Source organism: Corallococcus sicarius, from assembly GCF_003611735.1.
Taxonomy (GTDB): Bacteria; Myxococcota; Myxococcia; order Myxococcales; family Myxococcaceae; genus Corallococcus; species Corallococcus sicarius.
In genome coordinates, this window is sequence record NZ_RAWG01000073.1 from 11,677 (window position 1) to 34,744 (window position 23,068).

A 23,068-nucleotide genomic window follows, 5' to 3' on the forward strand; every position below is an offset into this window, starting at 1 on the left:
TCTCCCTCCAGGAGCCCTCAGCTTGACCCAGCCATCCGGATTCCGGCTCTCCCCTCAGCAAGCAAGACTCTGGTCCCTCCTGGCCGCCGCTCCGGGAGCGCCGTCGCGTGCGAGGGCCGTGCTCGCGCTGGAAGGCCCGCTCGACGTCCAGCGCCTGGAGCGGGCCGTGCGCGAGCTGTGCTCGGAGCACGAGGTGCTTCGCACCACCTACCGGCACCTCGCGGGCACGACCGCCGCGGTGCAGTTGCCCGGTGACGTGCCGGCCACCGTCCTGGAGGTGCTCGACTGGAGCGCCCTCGCCGAGACGGAGGCGACCGCGCGGCTGGAGGAACTGCTCGCGGAGGCATCGCAAGAGGTGCTGACGCCAGGAGGGCTGGGAGCGCCGATCACCGAGCGCGCGACGGCATTGCAGGAGCCGCTGAGCGCCAAGGGCTCCACGGCATCGCGGGAGACGCCGGCATCAGCACCGCGGGAGACGCTGAACGCCAAGGGCTCCGCGGCATCGCGGGAGACGCTGACGCCGGCACGGCTCGTGGTGCTCGGCCAGGGTCGTCATGCGTTGATCCTGGAGCTGCCCGCGCTGTCCGCGGACCGCCAGACGTTCGCCGTGATCGCGCGTGAGCTGGGACGTGCGCTGAACGCTTCGGGAAGTGCTTCGTCGAGCACGGACACCGAGCCGCCTCCGCAGTACGCGGACGTCGCGGAGGTCTTCCACCAGATCCTTGAGTCCGACGACGGCGCGGACGGACGGCGCTTCTGGAAGGGCCGTGACCTCACAGGCGCCACGGGTGCGACGCTGCCCACGCGCCGCACGGGCCCGGGTTCGCACGGCCTGCACACCCGCCGCGCGGCGCGCGTGCTGGCTCCCGAGACGGCCAAGGCCCTGGAGACACTGGCCGGCCGACTGGGTGTCCCGGTCGCGGACGTCGTGCTCGCGGGCTGGTCGCGCTTGCTGGCACGCATGGGCGGCAACAACGAGGCGTGCATCTCCGTGCGCGTCGAAGGCCGTGGTTACGACGGCCTGGACGTGGCGCTCGGCCTCTTCGAGCGTTGGCTGCCCGTGCGTACCTCGCCCGAGCTTCGCGGCGCGGGCTTTGAAGCGCTCGTGCGCGACATGTCACGGGCCGTCCGTGAAACCGCCGCGTGGCAGGACGACTTCGACGCGCTGAGCGCCTTCCCCGCCGTTGGTGGCACCCCGACCTCCCGCTCCTTCGCCTTCGAGGACCTCGCGTGGCCGGAGCCCGTTCGCGCGGGAGGACTGACGCTGTCCTTCACCCACCTGGAAGCGCGCGGTGAGCGTGCCGAGCTGACCCTCGCCCTGGTGCGCGGGCGGGGACCGCTGTCGCTGGAACTGCACCACGACGAAGCCGCGTACGCGCCCGAGGAGGCGGCCCGGCTGCTGGAGCGCCTGGAGACCCTGCTCACCTCGGCGGTGGCCGCGCCCGAGCGCGCGCTGGAAGCCCTGCCCTGGGTGGGCCCGCGCGAACTGGAGCGGCTGGCGGACTTCAACCGCACCGCTCGCGACCACGACACGCAGGACACGCTGCCCGCGCGCTTCGAGACCGTGGCCCGCGCGCGGCCGGACGCCATCGCAGTCGCCTTCGAGGACGAACAGCTCACCTTCGCCGCACTGTCCGAGCGCGCCAACCGGCTCGCCTGGCACCTGCGCGCGAAAGGCGTAGGGCCCGAGACGCGCGTGGCGGTGTGCCTGGAGCGGTCGGCGGAGCAGCTCGTGGTGCTGCTCGGCATCCTCAAGGCCGGGGGCACCTTCGTGCCGCTGGATCCGACCTACCCGCGCGAGCGGCTGTCCTACGTCATCCAGCAGTCCGGAGCCCCGCTCGTCGTCACCCGCTCCCACCTGCGCGCGTCACTGCCCGATGGCCTGCATGGCTTCCTCTGCCTGGACCAGGAGACCGAAGCCCTGGCCAACGCCCCCAGCCACGCGCCCGACGTGACGCTGTCGCCGGAGAACGCCGCCTACGTCATCTTCACCTCCGGCTCCACGGGGCGGCCCAAGGGCGTGATGATCCCCCACCGCTCGGCGCTCAACCTGGCGGCCACGCTGCGCGACGTCGTCTATCAGGGTCGCGGTCCCGGCCTGCGCGTGAGCGTCAACGCGCCGCTCGTCTTCGATGCCTCCGTGAAGCAGTGGCTCCAGCTCCTCAACGGCCACTCGCTGCACATCGTCCCGGAAGAGGTGCGGCCGGACGCGGTGCGCATGCGCGCGTGGGTGCAGCGGAACAGCGTGGACGTCGTGGACTGCACGCCGTCACTGCTGGGGCCCATGCTGGCGCAGGGCCTGGGGCGCGACGCGGACTTCTCCCCGGCCCTCGTGCTCGTGGGCGGAGAGGCCATCGACGCGCGCACCTGGGCGGAGCTCACCCCGCTCACCCGCACGCGCTTCGTCAACATGTACGGTCCCACCGAGTGCACCGTGAACGCCACGGCGTGCCCCATCGCGGACTCCGCGCAGCCGAGCATCGGCGGACCGCTGGGCAACGTGCGCGTGCACGTGCTGGACGCGGGCCTGCGGGAGCTTCCCCTGGGCGTACCCGGCGAGCTGTTCATCGGAGGTGCGGGCGTGGCCCGGGGCTACGAGGGCCGACCGGACCTCACCGCCGAGCGCTTCGTGCCGGATCCGTTCAGCCCCGTGCCGGGTGCGCGCCTGTACCGCACGGGCGACGTGGGCCGCTACCGCGAGGACGGCCGCATCGACTTCCACGGCCGCGCCGACTTCCAGGTGAAGGTGCGGGGCTACCGCATCGAGCCCGGCGAAATCGAAGCGCTGATGCGCATGCACCCGGAGGTGGGCGAGGCCGTCGTCGTCGTGCGCGGGGAGAAGGAGGACGCGCGGCTGGTGGCGTACTTCGTGCCCCGCCGCGGCATGCCCGCGGGCAGTGAGCCGGCGATGGCGCAGCTCGCGCTGGAGCTGCGCGGCTTCCTGCGCGAGCGGGTGCCCGAGTTCATGATCCCCTCCACCTTCGTGCCGCTGGCGCGACTGCCGCTCAACCGCAACGGCAAGGTGGACCGGGGCGCGCTGCCGGAGCCGACCCCGGTGCAGTCGGAGACGGGGCCCTACGAGGCGCCCGTCACGGAGCTGGAGCAGCGCATCGCGGCCATCTGGCAGGAGACCCTCATGGTGGACCGGGTGGGCCTGCACAGCAGCTTCTTCGACCTGGGAGGCCACTCGCTCCTCATGGTCCAGGTGCACGAAAAGCTTTCGATGTTGATGGGCCGGCGCCTCTCCATGGTGGAGCTGTTCCAGCACCCCACCGTGGCCTCGCTGGCGAAGTACCTGGGGCAGTCGCAGGCGAATCCGGCCCAGGAGTCCCGGCAGCAACAGGCGCGCGATGAGCGCGCGAAGAAACAACTTCAGGCGATGCAGCAACAGGCCCTCTTGATGAAGGCCAGGGGTAAGCGATGAGCAGCGACATCGAGCAGGACGCTCCTTCAATGGAAGGCGTGGCGATCGTGGGCATGGCGTGCCGGTTCCCCGGAGCCAGCACCCCCGAGGCGTTCTGGAAGAACCTTCAAGAAGGCGTGGAGTCCATCACCTTCTTCAAGGACGAGGAGCTGGACCGCGCAGCCATCGACCCCGCGGAGCTGAAGGATCCAAAGTACGTCAAGGCCCGGGCCACGCTGGACGGCATCGAGCAGTTCGACGCGCGCTTCTTCGAGCTGTCCCCGCGCGAGGCGGAGATCACCGATCCGCAGCAGCGCCTCTTCATGGAGTGCGCCTGGGAGGCCCTGGAGTCCGCGGGCCATGACCCCGCTCGCGCGAAGGGCCCCATCGGCATCTACGCGGGCGCGGGCGCCAACGGCTACCTGCTCTACAACCTGTCCTCGGCCGGGCACCTGATGGGCACGGTGAACGCGTTCCAGGCCGTCATCCACAACAAGAACGACCACCTGGCCACGCGCGTCGCCTACAAGCTGGACCTCAAGGGCCCGGCGGTGACGGTGCAGACCGCGTGCTCCACGTCACTCGTGGCCGTGTACCACGCGTGCCAGAGCCTCCTGAGCCTCCAGTGCGACACCGCGCTGGCGGGCGGCGTGACCGTCAGTGTCCCGCAGAAGACGGGCTACCTCTACACCGAGCGCGGCATCGGTTCCCCGGACGGGCACTGCCGCCCGTTCGACGCGAACGCGCAGGGCACCGTGGGCGGCAGCGGCGCGGGCGTCGTCGTCCTCAAGCGCCTGTCGGACGCCATCGCCGACGGCGACGTCATCCACGCGGTGATCCGCGGCGGCGCGCTCAACAACGACGGCACCGACAAGGTCGGCTACACCGCGCCCAGCGTGAACGGCCAGGCCGAGGTCATCGGCATGGCGCACGCGCTCTCCGGCGTGGACCCCGACACCATCACCTACGTCGAAGCCCACGGCACGGGCACGCCCATGGGCGACCCGATTGAGGTGAAGGCGCTGACGAAGGCGTTCCGTGGCGGCGGCGCCACGCGCAACGGCTACTGCGGCCTGGGCTCCGTGAAGAGCAACGTGGGCCACCTGGACACGGCGGCCGGCATCGCGGGCCTCATCAAGACGGCGCTGACGCTGAAGCACCGGCAGCTCCCGCCCAGCCTCGGCTTCGAGCAGCCCAACCCGGAGATCGACTTCGCGAACAGCCCCTTCTACGTCAACGCGAAGCTCCAGGACTGGAACGCGCCTTCACCCCGCCGCGCGGGCGTGAGCGCGTTCGGCCTGGGCGGCACCAACGCGCACGTCGTCGTGGAGGAGGCGCCGGAGCGCAAGCCGTCCGGCCCCTCGCGCGAGTACCAGTTGCTGGTGGTGTCGGCCCGCTCGGACGCGGCGCTGGAGACGGCGACGACGCGGCTGGCGGAGCACCTCAAGGCGCACCCGGACCTGAACCTCGCGGACGTGGCGTTCACGCTCCAGATGGGCCGCAAGGCCTTCGAGCACCGCCGCTTCGTCGTGGTGCGCACCGTGGAGGAGGCCGCGCAGTCCCTGGCGACGCTGTCCCCGGATCGCGTCATCACCCGCACGCAGGAGCGCGTCACCCGGCCCGTGGTGTTCATGTTCCCCGGGCAGGGCTCGCAGCACCCGGGCATGGCCGCGTCGCTCTACCGCACGGAGGCCGTGTTCAAGCAGGAGGCGGACCGCTGCCTGGAGCTGCTGTCGAAGCGCCACGGCCTGGACCTGGGGCCGCTGGTGTTCGGCTCGGACACGCAGGATGCGCAGGCCGCCTCGAAGCTGGAGCAGACGGCCGTCACGCAGCCCGCGCTCTTCGTCGTGGAGTACGCGCTGGCGAAGCTGCTGTTGTCGTGGGGCCTGGAGCCGTCGGCGATGATCGGTCACAGCGTGGGCGAGTACGTCGCGGCCTGCCTGGCCGGCGTGTTCACGCTGGAGGACGCGCTGGAGCTGGTGGCCACGCGGGGCCGGCTGATGCAGTCCTGCCCTCCGGGCGCCATGCTGTCCGTGCAGCTCGCGGAGGCCGACGTGCGCCCGCTGCTGGGTGACGGGCTGGAGGTCGCCGCCGCCAACGCGCCGGGCTCGTGCGTCGTCGCGGGCACTCCGGCGGCGATTGAAGCGCTGGAGAAGCGGCTCGCGGCGAAGGACGTGCTGGCCCGTCGGCTGCGCACGTCGCACGCGTTCCACTCGGCGATGATGGACCCCATCGTCGGCGCCTTCCGCGACGCGGTGGCGAAGGCGAAGCCGTCCGCGCCGAAGCTGCGCTTCATCTCCAACGTGACGGGGACGTGGATCACCGCCGAGCAGGCGACCTCGCCGGACTATTGGGCGAAGCACCTGCGCCAGCCGGTGCGCTTCGCGGACGGCCTGGATGAGCTGCTGAAGGAGTCGGAGGCCGTGTTGCTGGAGGTGGGCCCGGGCAAGGCGCTCCAGTCGCTCGCGCGCTGGCACCCGCGCAAGAAGCCGACCCAGTCCATGCACACCACGCTGCCGACGGTGGGCGAGCCCACGCCGGAAGCGGAGTTCCTGCTGCGCACGCTGGGCTACCTGTGGCTGCTGGGCGTGGACGCACCGGGGTACTTCGACGGCGAGACACGCCGCCGCGAGCCGCTGCCCACCTACCCCTTCGAGCGCCAGCGCTACTGGGTGGACCTGCGGGCCTCCGCGGGCGCGCAGGGTGCGAAGCGCGGGGGTTCGCTGGAGAAGCGTCAGGACGTGGCGGGCTGGTTCTGGCTGCCCGTGTGGAAGGAGTCCGCGCCGAAGGTGGCCGCCGTCGGGGCCCCTGATGCGAAGGCAGCGCCGTGGCTGCTCTTGCAGGATCGGGCGGGCCTGGGCGTGAAGCTGGCCGCGAAGCTGCGCCAGCAGGGCCACGCGTTGGTGGAGGTGACGCAGGGCCGCGAGTTCCGCCGCACGGGCGCGGACGCGTACGAGCTGAATCCCGGCCGCCGCGAGGACTACGCCGCGCTGCTGTCGGAGCTGGCGGCGGATGGGCGGCTGCCGGAGCGCATCGTCCACCTCACCGGCATCACCGCCGAGGGCTCGGGCGCGGCGACGGAGGACGTCGTCGAGCGGTCGTTCTTCAGTCCGCTGCACCTCGCGCAGGCGCTGGGCGCGCACGCGGCGGGCAAGCCGGTGCGCCTGACGCTGGTGTCCAACGGCATGCAGGAAGTGATTGGCGGGGACCTCGTGTCGCCGGAGCAGGCGGTCGCGCTGGGGCCCACCAACGTCATCCCGCGCGAGCTGCCCCACGTGCACTGCCGCAGCGTGGACGTCACCCTGCCCCCCGCGGGCAGCTTCCAGGCCGGACGGCTGGTGGAGCTGCTGGCCGCGGAGCTGGCGTCGGACGCGGAGGAGCCCGTGGCGGCCTTCCGTGGTGGCCGTCGCTGGGTGCGCGACTTCGAGGAGGTGCGCCTGGAGGCAGGCCCCGAATCGGCGGTGCCGCTGCGTGAAGGCGGCGTGTACCTCATCACCGGCGGTCTGGGCGGCATCGGCCTGTCCTTCGCCGAGGCGCTGGCGGAGAAGTACCACGCGCGGCTCGTGCTCGTCGGGCGCGCGGTGGTGCCGCCTCGCGAGGAGTGGGCGAAGCACCTGGAGTCCGGCGACGAGGCGACGCGCCGCCGCATCCAGGCCGTGCAGCGCCTGGAGGAGAAGGGCGCGAAGGTGCTGGCGCTCAGCGCGGACGTGACGGACTTGGAGCGCATGCGGGCGGTGGTGGCCACCGCGCGCGAGCGCTTCGGCGCGCTCCATGGCGTCATCCACGCGGCGGGCGTTCCGGGCGGCGGCCTGCTCCAGCTCAAGACGCGCGAGGCGGCGACGGCGGTGCTCGCGCCCAAGGTGACGGGCACGCAGGTGCTGGCGGCCGTGCTGGAGGGCGAGCGGCTGGACTTCTTCGCGGCCTGCTCGTCGCTCACCACGGTGGTCGGTCGCTTCGGACAGGTGGATTACACGGCAGCCAACGCGTACCTGGACGCCTTCACCCGCGCGTTCCAGGCGCGCACGGGCACCTACGCGGTGTCCATCAACTGGGGCGCGTGGGACGAGGTCGGCATGGCCGCGCGGCCGGCGACGCAGACGGGCGAGGGGCGTGCCATCCCGCACCCGTTCGTCCACCGCTGCCTCTTGGACACGCCGCAGCGCAAGGTCTACTCGGGCACCTTCGGCGAGCCGCGCTCGCAGTGGGTGACGGACGAGCACCGCATCCTCGGCAACCCCACGGTGCCGGGCGTGACGTACTTCGAGATGGTGCGCGCCGCCGTGGCGGAGGAGGCCAAGGGCCGCACCATCGAGCTGCTGGACAACTACTTCCTCGCGCCGCTGCGCGTGCCGGAGAACGAGACGCGCGAGGTGCGCCTCACCCTGGAGAAGGACGGGGACGGCTACCGCTGGGGCGTGAAGAGCCTGCCGCCGGGCGGCGTGGGCAAGGGCACGGACCACTCGGCGGGCCGGGTGCGCTTCGGCGGTCCCCGCGTGGCACGCGTCGAGGACCTGGAGGCCATCCGCAAGCGCTGCGACAAGCCGCGCCCGCAGTCACTGGAGGCCGAGTACGAGCAGGAGCTGGGGCCGCGCTGGCGCAGCGTCCAGGCCATCCTCCCGGGTGAGAACGAGCTGCTGATGGTGCTGGAGCTGATGCCGGAGTTCACCGGCGACTTCGAGCAGCTCCTCTTCCACCCGTCGCTCATCGACCGCACGTCGGGCATCGCCAAGAGCTTCCTCGCGGAGCACGGCTACTACCTGCCCTTCGGCTACAAGGTCCTGCGCCTGCACGGCGAGCTGCCGCGCCGCGTGTACAGCCACGCGCGCTTCCGGGCCAACGAGTCGTCCAACGGAGACGAGACGCTCGCCTTCGACCTCACGATGATGGACGAGCAGGGCCGGGTCCTGGTGGAGGTGGAGCGGCTGACGCAGAAGCGCGTCAACGATCCCGCCGCCGAGCTTCGCGCCCTGGCCGCCGCCGCCCGCGAGTCCGCGCTGGCGAAGGTGCTGCCCACCGACGAGCGCAAGGAGATCGCTCCGAGCGAGGGCGTGACGGCGCTGGAGCGCATCCTCGCCTCGGCCCTGGCGTCCCAGGTGGTGGTGTCCGTGCGCGACCTGCACGCGACCATCGCGCACACGGATGAGGTCGTCCGCGAGCGCGTGCTGGCGGCGGTGGGCGAGACGCGTGCCCCCGGCGAGCAGCAGGCCCGTCCCAAGCTGAAGACGGAGTACGTGGCGCCGCGCAACGACATCGAGCAGCGCATCGCCGAGGCCTGGCAGACGGTGCTCGGCATCGACCACGTGGGCGTGAACGACAACTTCTTCGAGCTGGGCGGCGACTCCGTCCAGGCCATCCAGATCATCGCGCGCGGCAGCCAGTCCGGCTTGCAGTTGAGCCCGCAGCAGTTCTTCCAGTACTCCACCATCGCGGAGCTGGCGGCGATGATCGCCGGCATCGTGGCGAAGCAGGCGGAGCAGGGCCCGGTGGTGGGCCCTGCCCCGCTCACCCCCGAGCAGCGCCGGCTGCTGGAGGCGCCCGTCGCGGCCTCCACCCGGGTGGCGCGGGTCGCGGTGCGCGGAGCAGTGGACGCGTCCGCGCTGTCCCAGGCGGTGGGCACAGTGCTGTCGCACCACGACGCCCTGCGCCTGCGCTTCACGCGCGGCGTGTCCGGATGGCAGCAGGCGGGCACGGCTCCGGGCACGGAGGTGCCCTTCGCGGAGGTGGACCTGCGCGCGCTGCCGGCTGCGGAGCACGAAGCGGCGCTGCACGGCGAGGAGGAGAAGCTCCGCGCGAAGCTGGACGTGGGCGCGGGCCCGCTCGTGTCGGCCGCGTGGGTGCGGCTGGAGGGTGGCGCGAGCAGCCAGTTGCTGATCGCGGCGCACGGGCTGGCGGTGGACGGAGGCTCGTGGCGGCTCCTGGTGGAGGACCTGTCCGCGGCCGTGCGCCATGCGCGCGGTGGGCCGGCCCTCCGCGCGAAGACGGCGTCCTTCAAGCGCTGGGCGGAGCGGCTGGCGGAAGAGGCGGGCTCCGATTCGCTGCGCAAGGAGGAGTCGGTGTGGACGGGTGCCAGTGCGGAAGGCACCACGAAGCTGCCGGTGGATCGCGCGGGCAGCGCCTCGGGGGCATCGCGGATCGTGGAGGTGTCGCTGTCGGCGGACGAGACGCGCCAGCTCCACGAGAAGCTCACCGGGACGTGGCGTGCGGACGTGGCGGAGGGCGCGCTGGCGGCGCTCGGTCAGGCCCTGGCGGCCTGGACGGGTGGAGGCAAGCTGCGCGTGGATGTCGTGACGGACGGACGCGACGCGTTCGACGGGCAGGACTTCTCCCGCACGGTGGGCTGCTTCGACGTCACCTGGCCGCTGCTGCTGGAGCTGGAGCGCGGACTGGGGGCGAGCGACGCGCTCAAGGCCGCGAAGGAGCGCATGCGCCGCGTGCCGCGCCGGGGCATCGGCTTCGGGCTGCTGCGGGACGGGGCTCACGGCGAGCTGTCGGAGCGCCTGCGCCGCCTGCCCCGGGCGGAGGTGCTCGTGCGGCACCTGGGACCGGTGGAGCCCACGGAGGACGCGGCGCCCTTCGGTGCGGGCCTGATTCCCGGGGCCCACCGTTCGACGGGTGGGTACGCGTTGGAAGTGGAGACGTTCCTGTCCGGCGGGCGCCTGCACGTGCGCTGCGCCTACGACGACGGGACGTACACGCAGGCCACGGCGTCGCGGTTCGCCGGGGAGGTCCTCGGAGCGCTGCGCACGCTGGGCAGCGAGGAGCAGGACACCCGCGCGGCGCTGTCATCCGTGGACTTCCCGCTGGCGGGACTGGATGACTCGCAGCTGGGGGCGCTCGCGGCGCTCATCAACGATGCGGATGGGTCGGAGGGCTGAGGCAACACCATGAAGAACGTCGACGACATCTACCGTCTTTCGCCCATGCAGCAGGGCCTGCTGTTCCACACGCTCGGCGCGCCGGGCACCTACGTGGAACAGGTCTACTGGTCCTGGCGCGGTGAGCTGGACGTGCCCATGCTCCAACAGGCGTGGCAGCGGATGGTGGGGCGGCACACGCCCCTGCGCACGGCGTTCTTCTGGGAAGGCATGAAGGAACCCCTCCAGGCGGTGCGCCGGCTCATCGAGCCGACGTGGCGTCTGGAGGACTGGACCCAGGTGCCGCCCGAGGCGCAGGAAGCGCGCTTCGCGGCCCGCCTGGAGCAGGACCAGCGTGAGGGCTTCAACCTGTCCGCGGCGCCGCTCTTGCGCTTCACGTTGGTGCGCTGCGGGCCCGCGCTCACGCGGTGCATGCTCAGCTACCACCACCTCGTGATGGATGGCTGGTCGCTGCCCGTGTGCATGCGGGAGCTGTTCCTCACCTACGACGCGCTCAGCCGCGGCGAGGAGCCGAAGCTGGAGCCGGCCCGGCCCTACCGGGACTACATCGGCTGGCTGTCGAAGCAGGACCGGGGACAGGCGGAGCGCTTCTGGCGCGAGCGGCTGGAGGGCTTCCGAGCCGCCACGCCCCTCGCGTCGGACCGTCCGTCCGCGCCCGGCACGGAGGTGGAAGCGTACGGCACCCAGTCCCTGCGTCCCGGTGCGGGGCTGAGTGGCCGGCTGTCGGCCTTCACGCGGCAGTACCAGGTGACGTTGAGCACGCTGGTGCAGGGCGCGTGGGCGCTGACGTTGGGCCGGTACAGCGGACAGGACGACGTGGCCTTCGGCACGGTCGTGTCCGGACGTCCGCCCTCGCTGCCCGGCGTGGACGGCATGCTGGGCACGTTCATCAACACGCAGGTGAGCCGTGTGCGGCTGCCTTCCGACGCGTCAGTGCTGACGTGGCTGAAGGCGCTCCAGGCGGAGCAGTTCGCCGCGCGTGACTACGAATACGTGTCGCTGGTGGACGTGCAGGGGTGGAGCGACGTGCCCCGGGGCCAGCCCCTCTTCGAGAGCCTGGTCATCTTCGAGAACCTGCCGCGTCGTGGGCTCGCGCCCGAGATGACGGCGCGACTGCCGGTGGAGGGCTTCGCGCGCACGCACGCGCGCACCGGCTATCCGCTGAGCTTCGTGGTGCTCCCGGACGCCACGGACCTGGAGCTGCAACTCACCTACGACGAGGCCCGCTTCGACGCGGCCACGGTCCAGCGGATGCTGGGCCACGTCGCCACGCTGCTGGAGTCCATCCTCGGCGCACCGGAGGCGCGGCTCGCGGACGTCACGCTGCTCACGCCCGAGGAGCGTCAGCAGGTCCTGCACGCCTGGAACGACACCCGCGCGGAGTTCCCGGCGTCCGAGGGCATCCCCTCGCTCTTCGAGGCCCAGGCGCACAGCACGCCCGACGCCATCGCCCTCTCCTTCCAGGGCCAGTCGCTCACGTACGCGCAGCTTGACGCGCTCGCCAACCAACTGGCCCGGCGGATCCAGGAGCTGGGGGTCCGCCCCGGTGACTTCGTCGTCCTGGGCCTGGAGCGTTCCTTCGAGCTGGTGGTGTCCCTGCTCGCCGTCCTCAAGGCGGGCGCGGCCTATGTCCCGCTGGAGGTCTCGCACCCGCGCGAGCGGCTGGCGCTGATGCTCCAGGATGTCGGAGCGCGCCTGCTCATCACCCGCGAGCGCTTCGCGGACACGCTCTCCCCGCTCGTCCCCGCGACGCTCTGCCTGGACGCGGACTGGCGTGCGCAGCTCGCCTCAGTGCCGGACTCCGCGCTGGAAGTCTCCGGCGCGGGCGGCGACAGCCTCGCCTACGTGATGTTCACGTCGGGCTCCACGGGCCGACCCAAGGGCGTGTGCGTGCCCCACCGCGCCGTCGTGCGACTGGTGCGCGGCAACGGCTTCATGCGCTTCGGACCGCGGGAGGTCTTCCTCCAGCTGGCCCCCGCCGCGTTCGACGCCTCCACCCTGGAGCTGTGGGGCGCGCTGCTGCACGGCGCCCACCTGGTGCTCGCGCCCGCGCAGGACCTCTCGCTGTCCGAGGTGGCGGAGCTGCTGCGCAACCACCGCGTCACCACGCTCTGGCTGACGGCCGCCCTCTTCGAGCAGATGGTCCTGAACCACCCTGACGCCCTGGCGACCGTGCCCCAGGTGCTCGCGGGTGGTGACGTCCTGCCCGTCCAGCGGGTGCGTGAGCACCTGGCTCGGGTTCCCTCCGATGCCGTGCTGATCAACGGCTACGGCCCCACGGAGAACACGACGTTCTCCACGACGCACACCCTGCGGCCCGCGGACGCGCCGGGGGCGTCGGTTCCCATCGGCCGTCCCATCGCGAACTCGACGGCGTACGTGCTGGACGCGGCGCTGCGGCCCGTACCGGTGGGCGTGCCCGGCGAGCTGTTCGTCGGTGGCGAGGGGCTCGCGTGGGGCTACCTGCACCAGTCGGCCCTGACGGCCGAGCGCTTCGTCCCGCATCCCTTCAGCACCACGCCGGGTGCACGGCTCTACCGCACGGGCGACTCGGTGCGCTGGCGTGCCGACGGCACGTTGGACTTCCTGGGCCGCACCGACTTCCAGGTGAAGCTGCGCGGCTTCCGCATCGAGCCCGGCGAGGTCGAAGCCGCCGTGCGCCAGGTGCCCGGCGTCCGCGAAGCCATCGTCCTCGTTCGCGAGGATGTCCCCGGCGACAAGCGCCTCGTCGCGTACGTGGTGCCGGCCGGCCCGGACACCTCCCACCCCTCACCGTCCGAACTCCGGGAGCACCTGCGCGCGCGAGTGCCCGAGTACATGGTGCCCGCGGCCTTCATGCTGCTGGAGGCCCTGCCGCTCAACGCCAACGGCAAGGTGGACCGCCGGGCCCTGCCCGCGCCCGACGCGAGCGCCGTGGTGCGCGTCCCCTCGCGCCCGCCCTCCACCGACACCGAGCGCCGCCTCGCGGCACTCTGGACGGAGGTGCTGAACCTGGGCGCGGTGAACGCGGAGGATGACTTCTTCGCGCTCGGAGGCCACTCGCTGCGAGTCACGCAGCTCGTCTCCCGCGTGCGCGCCGTCTTCGGCATGGAGCTGCCGCTTCGAGCCGTCTTCGAGGCTCCGACCCTCGCGGCCCTCGCCGCGCGCCTGGACTCCGCCAACACCGACGCCGCGAAGCAGGCACCGCCCCTGGTGCGGGTGTCGCGCGAGGGGGCCCTGCCGCTCTCCTTCTCGCAGCAGCGCCTGTGGTTCCTGGATCAGCTCCAGCCCGACAGCGCCTTCTACAACGTGCCCGGCGTGGTGTGGCTGGAGGGCGAGCTCGACCCGAAGGCCCTCGAGCAGAGCCTGCACGCCCTGGTGGAGCGCCACGAAGTCCTGCGCACCACCTTCCCGCCCGACGGCGACTCCCCCGTCCAGGTCATCCACGCCACGGGGCTGACCGCGCTGCCCCTCGTCGACCTCGCGCACCTGTCGCCCGACGCCCGCGAGACCGAGGCCCGGCGCCTCGCGACCGAAGAGGCCCTGCGCCCGTTCGACCTGAAGAACGGGCCCGTGCTGCGCGCCACCCTGCTGCGGCTGGAGCCCACGCGTCACGCGCTCCTCGTGACGCTGCACCACATCGTGTCGGACGGTTGGTCGCTCGGCGTGATGGTGCGCGAGCTGGCCACGCTCTACCGCGCCTTCTTCACCGAACAGGTCCCGAGCCTGCCCCCGCTGCCGGTGCAGTACGCCGACTTCGCGGTCTGGCAGCGCCAGTGGCTCCAGGGGGACGTGCTCGAAGCGCAGCTCGACTTCTGGCGCAAGCAGCTCGCCGGTGCGCCCGCGGCGCTGGAGCTGCCCACCGACCGGCCCCGTCCCGCGGTGCAGTCCTTCCGGGGCGCCTCGCTCCCGGTCCTCCTGCCGCGCGCCATCGTGGATCCGGTGCAGGCCCTGGCGCAGCAGGAAGGCGCCACGCCGTTCATGGTGCTGCTGGCGTCCTTCCAGCTCCTGCTCTCCCGCTACTCCGGGCAGCAGGATGTCTCGGTCGGCGCCCCCATCGCCAACCGCAACCGCGCGGAGACCGAAGGCCTCATCGGCTTCTTCGTCAACTCGCTCGTCCTGCGTGCGCGCATTGATTCGCGCGCCTCCTTCCGGGCCCTGCTGCGCCAGGTGAAGCAGTCCACCCTCGCCGCCTACGAGCACCAGGACGTCCCCTTCGAGAAGCTCGTCGAGGCGCTCCAGCCCCAGCGCGACCTGAGCCGTTCACCCCTGTTCCAGGTCATCTTCGCGCTGCAGAACGCGCCCACGGGCTCGATGGAGCTGCCCGGCCTTCGGTTGAGCCTGCGCGAGCCTGAGACGGCCACCGCGAAGTTCGACCTGGACCTCAACTTCCAGGAGACCGCCGAAGGCCTCGCCGGCTCCATCGGCTACAGCACCGACCTGTTCGACGCGTCCACCGTCCGCCGGATGATGGAGCACTACGGCGTGTTGCTGGCCGCGCTGTGCGCCCGGCCGGATGCACCGCTGTCCACGCTCGCGCTGCTGACCGGCGACGAGCGCCAGCGCGTGCTCGTGGACTGGAACGCCACCGCCCGCGACTACCCGCGCGAGCCGTCCCTGGCCGCCCTCTTCTCTCGGCAGGCCGCGCTCACCCCGGGCGCCATCGCCCTCGTGCAGGGCAAGCAGGAGCTGACGTACGCGCAGCTCGACGCGCTCTCGAACCAGCTCGGGCATCAGCTCCGGAGCCTCGGTGTCGGGCATGGCTCCCGCGTCGCGCTCTCGCTGGAGCGTTCGTTCGAGCTGGTCGTCTCCATCCTCGCCATCCTCAAGGCCGGGGGCGCCTACGTCCCGCTGGACGCGGCCCTCCCGCACGAGCGCCTGGCCCTGATGATCCAGGACGTCGGCGCGAACCTGCTCCTCACGCAGGAGCGGTTCACCGCGTCCCTGTCGCCCCTCTTCCGCTCGACGTTCTGCTTCGATGCCGACTGGCGCACGCGGCTCGCGTCAAAGCCGGACTCCGCGTTGGAAGTCCCGGGCGTGGGCGGCGACAGCCTGGCCTACGTGATGTTCACGTCGGGCTCCACGGGCCGGCCCAAGGGTGTCTGCATTCCCCAGCGCGCCGTCACGCGGCTGGTGCGTGACAACACCTTCCTGCGCTTCGGGCCCCAGGAGGTCTTCCTCCAGCTGGCCCCCGTCGCGTTCGACGCCTCCACCCTGGAGCTGTGGGGCCCGCTGCTCCACGGCGCCCGGCTGGTGCTGCCGCCTCCGCACGCGCTGTCGTTGGAAGAGGTCGCGGAGCTGCTGCGGCACCACCGCGTCTCCTCTCTCTTCATCACGACCGCCCTCTTCGCCCAGCTGGTGCAGCACGAACCCGAGGCCCTGGCGAACGTGTCCCAGCTCATGGCCGGCGGCGAAGCCATGCCCCTGGCGCGCGCTCGCGAGCACCTGCTGCGCATGCGCCCGGGCACGCGCTTCTTCCACGTCTACGGGCCCACCGAGAACACCACGTTCTCCACCAGCCAGCCCCTGGAGCCCGGGACGCCCGTCGGCGGCTCGCTGCCCATCGGCCGGTCCATCTCCAACTCCACGGCCTACGTGCTGGATCCGGACCTCCAGCCCGTGCCCGTGGGCGTACCCGGCGAGCTGTACGTCGGTGGCGAAGGACTGGCCTGGGGCTACCTCCAGCAGCCGGCGCTGACCGCCGAGCGCTTCCTGCCGGATCCCTTCGGCACCACACCGGGAGCGCGCCTCTACCGCACCGGCGACAAGGTGCGCTGGCTGGCCGACGGCACGTTGGACTTCCTGGGCCGCACCGACTTCCAGGTGAAGCTGCGCGGCTTCCGCATCGAGCCCGGCGAAATTGAAACCGTCCTGCGTCAGGTGCCCGGCGTCCGCGAGGCCATCGTCCTCGTGCGCGAGGACAGCCCCGGAGACAAGCGCCTCGTCGCATACGTGGTCCCGGCGCCGCTCACGCAGGGCGAACCAGCGCCCACGCCAGACACGCTGCGCACCACGCTCAAGCAGCACCTGCCCGAATACATGGTGCCCGCGGCCTTCGTCCTGATGGACGCGCTGCCGCTCAACGCCAACAACAAGGTGGACCGCAAGGCCCTGCCCGCGCCCGACGCCGGCTCCGTGGTGCGCGCCGCATCGCGTGCGCCCGAGACGGACACGGAGCGCCAGCTCGCGACCCTCTGGGCCGACGTGCTGAAGCTCGACGCGGTGGGCGCCGGGGACGACTTCTTCGCCCTCGGTGGCCACTCGCTCCTGGCCACGCAGCTCGTCTCCCGTCTCCGCGCGGCCTTCGGCGTGGAGCTGCCCCTGCGCGCACTCTTCGAGGCGCCCACGCTCGAAGCGCTCGCGGGACGCATCGATGGCGTGCGCACGCTGGCTCTCGCACCCCAGGCTCCGCCGATGGTGCAGGTGTCGCGCGACGGCGCCCTGCCGCTCTCCTTCGCGCAGCAGCGGCTGTGGTTCCTGGATCAGCTCGAACCCGGGAGCACCGTCTACAACGTCCCGGGCGTCCTCCACCTGGAGGGAGAGCTCGACGCCGCCGCGCTCCAGCAGGCCCTGGACGCGCTGGTGCGCCGTCACGAGGTGCTGCGCACGACCTTCGCTCCGGGCCCGAGCGGCCCCGTGCAGCGCATCGCGCCGCCTGCCCCGTGCGCCTTCGAGCGCATCGACCTGGAGTCCCTGTCGGCCTCCGAGCGTGAGTTTCGTCTGCGAAGCCTCATCGCCGAGCACGCGTCGCGTCCGTTCGACCTGTCGCGAGGCCCACTCTTCCGCGCCGTGCTGGTGCGCCTGGACGCGAAGCAGCACGTGCTGGTGGTGCTCACCCACCACATCGCCTCGGACGGATGGTCCGTGGGCGTCATGGTCCGCGAGTTCGCCGCCCTCTACCGCGCCTTCACCACCGGGCAGTCCCCGAACCTCCCTGCCTTGCCGGTGCAGTACGCCGACTTCGCGGTCTGGCAGCGCCAGTGGCTCCAGGGGGACGTGCTCGAAGCGCAGCTCGACTTCTGGCGTCAGCAGCTCGCGGGTGCGCCCGCGGCGCTGGAACTGCCCACCGACCGGCCTCGCCCCGCGGTGCAGTCCTTCCGCGGCGCCTCGCTTCCTGTTTCGCTGAACGCGTCTGTCTCCAGCGCCCTCAAGACCCTGGCGCAGCAGGAAGGCGCCACGCCGTTCATGGTGCTGCTGGCGTCCTTCCAGCTCCTGCTCTCGCGCTACTCCGGGCAGCAGGATGTCTCCGTCGGCGCGCCCATCGCCAACCGCAACCGCGCGGAGACCGAGGGCCTCATCGGCTTCTTCGTCAACTCGCTCGTCCTGCGCGCGCGCATTGATTCGCGCGCCTCGTTCCGGGCCCTGCTGCGTCAGGTGAAGCGCTCTACGCTCGCGGCCTACGAGCACCAGGACGTCCCCTTCGAGAAGCTCGTCGAAGCGCTCCAGCCGCAACGTGACGCCAGCCGCTCGCCGCTCTTCCAGGTGTCCTTCGCGCTGCAGAACGCGCACGTGGGCGCGCTGGAGCTGCCCGGCCTGAGCCTCAAGCTGCGTGAAGCCGAAGCCACCACCGCGAAGTTCGACCTGGACCTCAACTTCCAGGAGACCGCCGAGGGCTTCACCGGCTCCATCGGCTACGGCACCGACCTGTTCGACGCATCCACCGTCCTCCGGATGATGGAGCACTACGGCGTCCTGCTCGACGCGCTGTGCGCCCGTCCGGACGCCCCGCTGTCCACGCTCTCGCTCCTCGCGGGCCCGGAGCGGCAGCGCGTGCTCGTGGACTGGAACGCGACGCGCTCTACCGTCCCCGTGGAGGACACCCTCCCGTGCCTCTTCGAGTCGCACGTCCGGCGCGCTCCGGACGCCGTGGCCGTCGAGCACGAGGGGCAGACGCTCACCTACGCGGAGCTGGACGCACGCGCCAACCAGCTCGCGAACCACCTTCGCTCGCTCGGCCTCCCGTCGGAGGCGCGCGTCGGACTGTGCGTGGAGCGCGGGCTGGACCTGATGGTCGGTTTGCTGGGCATCCTCAAGGCCGGCGGCTGCTACGTGCCGCTGGAGCCCGCCTATCCCCGGCAGCGCCTGGCGTTCATGTTCCAGGACTCCGCCGTGTCGGCGGTGGTGACGCAGCAGTCCCTGCGCGACTCGCTGCCCGAGCACGCGCTCCCCACGGTGTGCCTGGACTCGGACGCGCCGCTGCTCGCGCGCCAGTCCACGCAGGCGCCCCAGGGCCCTCGCATCGCGGCGGATCAGCTCGCGTACGTCCTCTACACCTCCGGCTCCACGGGCCTGCCGAAGGGCGTGGGCATCACCCACCGCTCCATCGTCCACCTCGTGCGGGACACGGACTACGTGGACCTGCGTTCCACGGACTGCATGGCCCAGGTGGGCACGCCGTCATTCGACGCGGCCACCTTTGAAATCTGGGGCGCGCTGCTCAACGGCGCGCGGCTGGCCGTCATCCCGCGCGACGTGACGCTGTCACCGCAAGCGCTGGCGAAGCGCCTGAAGGACGTGGGCGCCACCACGGCCCTTCTCACCACCGCCCTCTTCCACCAGGTCGCGCGCGAGGTGCCGTCGGCCTTCGCGGGCATGCGCTACCTCTTCTTCGGCGGAGAGAAGGCGGATGCACGCGCGGCGCTCCAAGTGCTCGGAGCGCAGGGCCCGCAGCATCTGGTGAACCTCTACGGCCCCACCGAGGCCACCGTCTGCTCCACCTCGCAGGAGGTCGCGGGCCTGCCGGCCGATGCCACCGCCATCCCCATTGGCGGGCCGCTGACGCGCATGCGCGCCTACGTGCTGGATGCGCACGGCCAGCCGGTGCCCACGGGCGTCCCCGGTGAGCTGTATCTGGGCGGCGTCGGGCTCGCGCGGGGCTACCTGGGCCAGCCCGCCCTGACGGCCGAGCGCTTCGTGCCCGACGCCTTCAGCAACCTCCCCGGAGCGCGGCTGTACCGCACGGGAGACCGGGCGCGCTGGAACGCTCACGGCACGCTCGACTTCGTGGGCCGAGTGGATGCACAGGTGAAGCTGCGCGGCTTCCGCATCGAACCCGCGGAGGTGGAGGCCTTCCTCCTCCAGCACCCGCAGGTGCGCGAAGCCGTCGTCCTGGTGCGCGAGCAGGCTCCTGGCGATCACCGCCTCGTGGCCTACGTGGTGCCCACCGCGCCGGAGCCGGACACCGCGGCCCTGCGCGCCTTCCTCACCGAACGGCTCCCGGCCCACATGGTGCCGTCGGCCTTCGTGTCGCTGCCCGCGCTCCCGCTGACGCCCAACGGGAAGCTGGATCGCCACGCGCTGCCGGCCCCGGATGCCCGGGCGCTCGCCACCGCCTCCACGCCCGCCGCGCCGGAGAGCCTGACCCTCTTCCAGCAGCGCATCGCCGCCCTCTTCGGCGAGCTGCTGAACCTGGAGCGCGTGGGGCTGCACGACGACTTCTTCGCGCTGGGAGGCCACTCGCTCCTGGCCACGCAGCTCGTCTCGCGCGTGCGCTCCACCTTCGGCGTGGAGCTGCCGCTGCGCACGCTCTTCGACGCGTCCACCGTGGCCCGTCTCACCGGGCACGTGGAGGCGCTGCTGCTCTCGCGCGCGACGACGTCCCAGCTCCCGCCGCTGCGCCCGGTGCGCCGCGACGCGGACCTGCCCCTGTCCTTCTCCCAGCAGCGGCTGTGGGTGGTGGATCAACTCCAGCCCGGCGGCAGCCAGTACAACATCCCCGTGGCGGTCCGGCTGGAGGGCACGCTGGACGTCGAGTCCCTCCGCCGCGCCCTGGAGCACCTGGTCGCGCGCCACGAGTCGCTGCGCACCACCTTCGCGCTGAAGGACGGCCAGCCCGTCCAGCGCGTCCACCTGGCACCCTCGTGGACGCTCCCCCTCACCGACCTGGAGCCGCTGCCGGCCGGAGAACGCGAAGCCGAGGCGCACCGCCTGTCCGCGGAGGAAGCCAGCACGGCGTTCGACCTGGGCACGGGCCCGCTCCTGCGCACGCGCCTGCTGCGCCTGGACGCCAGGCTCCACGTCCTGCTGCTCAACATGCACCACGTCGTCTCCGACGGCTGGTCCATGGGCGTGCTGGTGCGCGAGGTGGCCGCCGGCTACGCGGCCTTCACCACCGGGACGACGCCAGCGCTGCCGCCCCTGCCGGTGCAGTACGCCGACTTCGCCGCGTGGCAGCGCCAGTGGCTCCAGGGCGACGTGCTCGATCAGGAGGTGACGTGGTGGATGGAGCACCTGGCCGGGGCGCCGCGCGTCCTGGAGCTGCTCACCGACAAGCCCCGTCCGGCCCTGCGCTCCTCGCGCGGCGGACTGCTGCCCGTGCACCTGCCCCTGGAGCTGACCCAGGGACTCGTGAGGCTCGCGCGGCAGGAGAACGCCACGCCGTTCATGGCGCTGCTCGCCGCATGGCAGGTGCTCCTGTCCCGCTACACGCGCCAGGAGGACCTGCTCGTCGGTTCGCCCGTCGCGGGCCGTCGCCACGGTGAGCTGGAGGGCCTGGTCGGCTTCTTCGTCAACACGCTGGTGCTGCGCGGTCGCGTGCGCGCGAAGGACTCCTTCCGCGCGCTGCTCTCGCAGGTGCGCGACACCACGCTCGCGGCCTACGAGCACCAGGACCTGCCGTTCGAGAAGCTCGTCGAGGAGCTGCAGCCCCAGCGCGACCTGAGCCGCAATCCGCTGGTGCAGGTCATCCTCGCGCTGCAGAACGCGCCGCAGGGCGAGCTGAAGGCCCCGGGCCTCACGCTGCGCCCGGTGGAGGTGGAGAACGCCACCGCCCGGTTCGACCTGGGGCTGTTGCTCTCCGAGTCCCCGGACGGCCTGCGCGGCGTCCTCGAATACAGCACCGACCTGTTCGAGCACGCCACGGCGGTCCGCATGGCGGGCCACCTGCGCGCGTTGCTGGAGTCCATCGTCGCCGCACCGGAAGCCCCGCTGTCCACGCTGGAGTGGCTCACGCCGCCCGAGCGCCAGCAGCTCCTGGTGGACTGGAATGCCACCGACGTGGACTACCCGCGCGAGGGCTCCATCCCGGAGCTGTTCGAGCACCAGGTCGCCCTGCGTCCGGACGCCATCGCGCTCGAGTTCGGAGACGAGCGCCTCAGCTACGCGCAGCTCGATGCGCGTGCGAACCAGCTCGCCCACCTGCTGCGCGACAACGGCATCGGGTTGGACTCGCTGGTGGGCGTGTGCCTGGAGCGGTCCACTGAAATCGTGGTGGCGCTGCTGGCCATCCTCAAGGCCGGTGGCGCCTACGTGCCGCTGGACGCCGCGTACCCGACGCAGCGGTTGACGTACATGCTGGAGGACGCGCCGCCCCGGCTGCTGCTCACCACGCGGGCGCTGCGTCCCAGCCTGCCGGTGTCGGACGCGGTGCCCTGCCTGTTCGTGGAGGAGCTGCGCCTGGACGGACAGCCCACGTCGCCCACGGGCGTCCGGCCGCTCCCGCGCAACCTGGCCTACGTGGACTTCACGTCGGGCAGCACCGGCCGGCCCAAGGGCGTGGCGGTGGAGCACCGGGGCGTGCTGCGCCTGATGTACGGCGCGAAGTACGTGGACATGGGACCCCAGGAGACGCTCCTCCTGATGGCGCCCATCTCCTTCGACATCTCCACCATGGAGGTCTGGGCCGCGCTGCTGACCGGCAGCAAGCTCGCCGTCTTCCCGCCCCAGCCGCCCACGGACCTGGAGCTGCTGGGCAACGTGCTGCGGCGCCACGGCGTCACGACGCTCTACGTGTCCACCGGCCTGTTCTCGCAGGTGGTGGACGTGGGCCTGGAGATGCTGCGCGGCGTGCGGCAGGTGATCGCCGCCGGCGACATCCTGTCGCCCACGCACACGCGCAAGGTGATTGAGACGCTGGGCGTCCCCGTCACCAACGGCTACGGCCCCACGGAGGGCACCGTCTTCTCCAACTGCCTGCGGGTGACGCGGGCGGAGGACGTGGGCACGAGCGTCCCCATTGGCCCGCCCATCTCCAACACGCAGGAGTACATCCTGGATGCGCACCTGCGGCCCGTCCCGGTGGGCGTGCCCGGCGAGCTGTGCATCGGCGGTGACGGCCTCGCGCGAGGCTACCTGTCCCGCCCGGACCTGACGGCCGAGCGCTTCATCCCGGATCCCTTCAGCCAGCGTCCCGGAGAGCGGCTCTACCGCACGGGCGACCTGGCGCGCTGGCGTCCCGATGGCGCGGTGGACTTCCTGGGCCGCATCGACACGCAGGTGAAGGTGCGCGGCTTCCGCATCGAGCTGTCGGAGGTCGAAGCGGCCGTGATGTCCACGCCCGGCGTGCGTGAGACCATCGTCCTGGTGCGCGAGGACGTGCCCGGCGACAAGCGGCTCGTCGCCTACGCCGTCCCCGCGACGCCCGCGACCGCCCTCACCCCCACGGACCTCCGCGAGCACCTGCGCCAGCGGCTGCCCGAGTTCATGGTGCCGTCGGCCTTCGTCGTGCTGCCCGCGCTGCCGCTGAACCCCAACGGCAAGGTGGACCGCAAGGCCCTGCCCGCGCCCACCGCCACCGCGTCCGGCGGCACCGGCCGCTTCGTGGAGCCCGGCAACCCGCTGGAGGAGAAGATCGCGGCCATCTGGGCGCGCGAGCTGGGCCTCGAGCGCGTCGGCGTACACGACCACTTCTTCGAGGACCTGGCCGGCACGTCCCTCTCCGTGGTGCGCGTCTCCACGCGCCTGCGGGAGGAGCTGAAGCACGAGCTGCCCGTGGTGTGGCTCTTCGAGCACCCCACCGTCCACGGCCTCGCCCTGCGCCTGGAGCGTGAGTCGGGCGGTGCGCTCGGCCGCGCCGAGGCTCCCACCCCCGCCC

The 23,068-nt window shown here is 72.1% G+C and carries 3 protein-coding genes; all 3 read left to right on the forward strand.

All coding sequences use genetic code 11. The features are described from left to right. The first annotated feature begins 22 nt into the window (after nucleotides 1–22). On the forward strand, nucleotides 23–3,424 hold the full coding sequence (locus D7X12_RS14205; protein WP_120625814.1) for a non-ribosomal peptide synthetase: 3,402 nt from the start codon (nucleotides 23–25) through the stop codon (nucleotides 3,422–3,424). After that, nucleotides 3,421–10,278, forward strand: coding sequence for a type I polyketide synthase (locus D7X12_RS14210; RefSeq protein ID WP_120625815.1), 6,858 nt, complete (start codon nucleotides 3,421–3,423; stop codon nucleotides 10,276–10,278). The genes D7X12_RS14205 and D7X12_RS14210 overlap by 4 nt, the downstream gene beginning before the upstream one ends. Before the next feature lie 9 nt (nucleotides 10,279–10,287). Beyond that, nucleotides 10,288–23,068, forward strand: a 12,781-nt coding sequence (locus D7X12_RS14215; protein ID WP_120625816.1) for a non-ribosomal peptide synthetase, incomplete at its 3' end; no start/stop codon positions are given.